This window comes from Flavobacterium sp. U410 (assembly GCF_053570605.1).
Genome location: NZ_JBSEFI010000045.1, coordinates 1 through 3,434 on the forward strand (window position 1 = coordinate 1; position 3,434 = coordinate 3,434).

The following is a 3,434-nucleotide window of genomic DNA, read 5'->3' on the forward strand; positions in this document are numbered from 1 at the left end:
AATCATGTACAATGCTAATGATGCCCAGGCCAAGATACAGTATATGGGAAACGACGACTGTACCATTTATACACTGATGTGTCCCTACGGACATCCGCATCCGGCATCGTTGATCTGTATCGGAGAGGGACAAGATGTGTATTGGACCTATGACAGCAGCAATTGTGGCAGCGGTAGTGGTAATACCGGAGATAGCGGTAGCGGTGGTGACAGCGGAACCGGCGATTCAGGATCGGATAGTGGCGGCGGCGGAAACACCGGCGGAACACCGGGCGATGAGGATTATGATGACGGCTTGGTAGACCCGAAAACCTGTAAAGGTTGCGGTGGCGTGGTGACGGTACCTGTTCCGGAGTTGGAAGAACTAGAACAGGTTGATAAGGACAAGACACCTTGCGAAAAAATAATAGAACAATTAAATGATTCCATTTTTAAGACCAAAGAAAACCTTATTAATAATAGTTCAGCTTTTCATGCTTTACAAGAAAGTGGATTTTCACAAAATTTAAACGGTTCTTTCAACTTGCTTACTGCTAGTGGGAGTTATTCTTTGGATATTCCATTAACAAATAATATGATTGGATTTATTCATTCTCATATAAATAGTTTTGAAAGAGATACAAATGGAGATGGAATCCCTGATGTGGTTGTCTCTCCAATAAAAATGCCTTCTCCGGGAGATATTGTAGTTTTTTTAAGGCTACTTACTAATGCACATAATAACCAAATCTCATTAATGGATATTTATGGTAGTATGTATTCTAGTAGTAAAAGCTATACACTTAAATTTACAGGAGACATAAATGATGTTATTGATGGAATAGATGATTTAAGAACTTTAGAAAATAATGGAACACTTGAGAAGAAATTTATAGAATATTTTGAAGATTATAATAATAAAGAAAAAGCTTTCCTAAAATTTTTAAAAAATGAAATAGGTATTGATGGAATACGTCTATTTAAAATAAATGGAACCATAGTAAGAGAAAAGTTTTTGGACGAAAATGGAGATGTTAATTCTCAGGATTGTTAATTTTAAATATTTAAACTCATAAATCATGAAAAATATAATACTAATATTGACTTTAATAAGTATTTTAAGTTGTAAAGGGCAAGATTTGAATTCATATAATATTATTCCTATAGAGAATGAAATTACATATCGTAATAACGAAACTGAAGTTCCTGAAGCAACATATTGGAAAGATGTAAATAATTTACTTGATAAATTTGTAGGAATATGGATAGGAACATTTAACGGAGTTAGTTATCAATTTTTGGTATCAAAATATACTTACAATTCAACAATTCGTGTTTTAAGTCGAGATAAATTGAGAATAAAATATTTAATAACTGATTCGGATGGAAACATAATAGCTAATACTTTAATTTCGGGTAGTGGTATATCTGGAGATTATATTGATATAAATGGCAAAACCTATCATTTAAATTATATTGGAGAAAACTTTATGTGTGGACAAAATGGAGTTATATCTATAACAACTATTAACAATGACACACAAATACGTTTTGTTTATGCGAAAACTGACCAAATAACTTCTGATTGTACGACAGGTCTAGCAGAACAAATATTACCTCCTTATATTACTTTAACAAAACAATAAAAACTACCTGTAATACTGTTCAATAACGGCTTTTGTTTCAATATAAAAGCCGTTTTTTTATTTTTTACTTGCTTTCTCAACCTTTTGGTAAAAAAAGTACTCTTTATAAAAAACAAAAAACATGAAAAATATAATTTTAACTTTTTGCTTTGTGATATTCTTTAACAATGCTTTTTGTCAAACGAATATTGTAGACATATCAAGTGATGTTTGTATTATAGACGCTCCCGCAGGCACATATAAAAAAGATGTATTTAATGCCTTTACTCCTTTTTTAGGAACTTGGAAATATCAAAACGGGAATGAAATTTTAATTGTAAAACTTGAGAAAATAACACAATATTATTATCCTGAATATGGTAGTTATGAAGATTATATAAAAGGAAACTACAGTTATTCTAACGATGGCGGTGCCACTTATGTGACCAATACCATTGTGACCAATGCTACAGAAACTAATCCTAATATTAATTCGTTTTATTCTACTGGACCCAGAAATTTAGAACAGTTATATGCCGGATTTACTGATGAGCAATATCAAAAAGAAGGAGATGCCATCTTTACATTATTAAATAGTTTTCCTTCACCACAGCTAACAATGGAATTAGAAGGCAGAACCAGAGGGTATTTACCGGGTGAAACTATTCCGCCTCCGGGTTTTTCCATTCCTAACCATGTTACTTTAACAAAACAATAAAAACTATCTGTAATACTGTTCAATAACGGCTTTTGTTTCAATATAAAAGCCATTTTTTTTATTTTTTCTTGTTTTCCCAACCTTTTGGTAAAAAAAATACTCTTTATAAAAAACAAAAAATATGAAAAACACCATCCTTATCATAATCACTTTGTTCTTTATAAACTGTAAAGCATAAACCATAGTCAATATCAATACGTTAAATCAGGGAGATAACAATAATAAATACTTTAAAGATATTGGCAACAACTATCAAACGTATGCTATAGTATTCAACAGTTCAACAGCCGATATTGTTGATATGATTTTAAACAGTCCATTTTATGGTGGAATACCTCAAGGAGATATTGCTAAGGCAAAAGATGTAGAACTTGAAAAAAAATTTAAAGCTGAATATAAAAATGGAACAAAAGATTATGAAAGGGCATTTTTACTTCAAATCCTTAATACAAATGTAGATATTTACAAAGCGAATAGTACTTTAACTGATTGGGGAAAACTGAAATTAAACCAAACTACTAACGTTGTAGAAAATATTCCTTGCAACTAAAATTTATATCATTATGAAAACAATTATTTATATACTATCCATCTTTTTTACCACAATTTGTTTAAGCCAAAATCCTATTATTGATTTATTAGATGATGATGGTTCTGCTTTATCTGGAGCTTATTATAAAGATGTAAACAACCTACTGGATGTTTTTGAAGGTACTTTTATATATACAAATGGAAACAGCCAGCTGACCATACAATTAGTAAAAAAAGTACAGCAATATAACGGAAGCTACTATGAAGACCTTCTAATAGGCGAATACCGATATATTAAAAACGGGTTAGAAATTATCAATACCTTAAGTGAGATTAACCAAAATTATTCTTATCAATACAAGCATAAGATTGCAGGAAATGTGATTGCTGATAATGATTATATCAGATGGGTATGTTCTACATGTAGTCCAAACGAGAAAAGAATTATGGTTACTATATCTGATAGTCTTTCAAACAGGTATGGTTATCTTATTTTACGCAGAATGACCGTTTTGAATGCTTTCGGGGAGGTTGTTGAAGGTTTACAAGCAAAAATAACAAATGTTTCTCGAAGTTTTTCA

5 protein-coding genes are annotated in these 3,434 nt (G+C 31.1%); all 5 read left to right on the forward strand.

Translation table 11 applies throughout. The features are described from left to right. Nucleotides 1-1,033, forward strand: a 1,033-nt coding sequence (locus tag ACUSJC_RS16665; RefSeq protein WP_449270684.1) for a hypothetical protein, incomplete at its 5' end; no start/stop codon positions are given. 25 nt (nt 1,034-1,058) lie between these two features. Further along, a complete protein-coding gene (locus tag ACUSJC_RS16670) occupies nt 1,059-1,625 on the forward strand; it encodes a DUF6705 family protein (protein WP_449270685.1) in 567 nt (188 codons plus the stop codon). Between the two features lie 121 nt (nt 1,626-1,746). Next, nucleotides 1,747-2,322, forward strand: a complete 576-nt coding sequence (locus ACUSJC_RS16675) for a DUF6705 family protein (protein WP_449270686.1) — start codon at nt 1,747-1,749, stop codon at nt 2,320-2,322. Nucleotides 2,323-2,623: 301 nt separating this feature from the next. Continuing rightward, nucleotides 2,624-2,872, forward strand: a complete 249-nt coding sequence (locus ACUSJC_RS16680; protein ID WP_449270687.1) for a hypothetical protein — start codon at nt 2,624-2,626, stop codon at nt 2,870-2,872. A 13-nt stretch (nt 2,873-2,885) separates the two neighbouring features. Next, on the forward strand, nt 2,886-3,434 hold a 549-nt coding region (locus ACUSJC_RS16685), incomplete at its 3' end, for a DUF6705 family protein (protein ID WP_449270688.1).

Excerpts from the sequence above, each read along its gene's own strand:
- ACUSJC_RS16675 (WP_449270686.1), top strand. The coding sequence starts at position 1,747 with ATGAAAAATATAATTTTAACTTTTTGCTTTGTGATATTCTTTAACAAT.
- ACUSJC_RS16680 (WP_449270687.1), top strand. The coding sequence starts at position 2,624 with ATGATTTTAAACAGTCCATTTTATGGTGGAATACCTCAAGGAGATATT.
- ACUSJC_RS16670 (WP_449270685.1), top strand. The coding sequence starts at position 1,059 with ATGAAAAATATAATACTAATATTGACTTTAATAAGTATTTTAAGTTGT.